The organism is Streptomyces sp. AC627_RSS907 (genome assembly GCF_019049165.1).
Map to the genome: position 1 here is coordinate 1 of NZ_JAGMUE010000823.1, position 545 is coordinate 545.

Below are 545 nucleotides of genomic sequence, written 5' to 3' on the forward strand. Positions count from 1 at the left end.
CTCCAGCACCGCCCCCGGGTCCGCGTCTGAGTCCGCCGCCTCCGCTCCCGCCGTCAGGTCGCGTACGGGCAGCTCCACCGGGCCCGCGGGGCGCACCCGCTGCACCGGTCGGCCGTCGTCGGTGTCGAAGGTGGTGCGCAGCGCCTCGTGGCGGGCCACGACGGTCCGCAGCGCCCCGGCGAGCGCCTCCCGGTCCAACTCGCCGGTCAGCCGCAGCGCGACCGCGCTGTTGTAGCGGGCGTCGCCCGGTTCGAGCTGGTCGAGGAGCCACAGCCGCTGCTGGGCGAAGGACGGCGGCAGCGGCCGGGAGCGGTCCGCGCGCGGAATGCCGTCCCCGCCTCCGGCGGCCTGGCCGGCCTTGCCCGCCAGGCGCCGGCGCAGCGCCTCCTGGAGATCGCGCGGCAGGGCCGCGGCACGGTTCTGCTTCGAGTTCGAAGACGTCATGTCGTCGGCCCTCATCGTTCGTCGTGGTCGCTGTCGCCGCTCGCGGCGTCTTCCAGTTCCCGCAGCACCAGCTCCTCCACCAGCTCGGCCAGGGCGGCGAC

The 545-nt window shown here is 76.1% G+C and carries 1 protein-coding gene; it reads right to left on the minus strand.

Features of this window, described 5'->3' with window-relative positions; translation table 11 throughout:
- On the minus strand, positions 1–444 hold a 444-nt coding region (locus tag KUM32_RS38835; protein ID WP_217146496.1), incomplete at its 3' end, for a condensation domain-containing protein.
- Positions 445–545 lie beyond the last annotated feature (101 nt).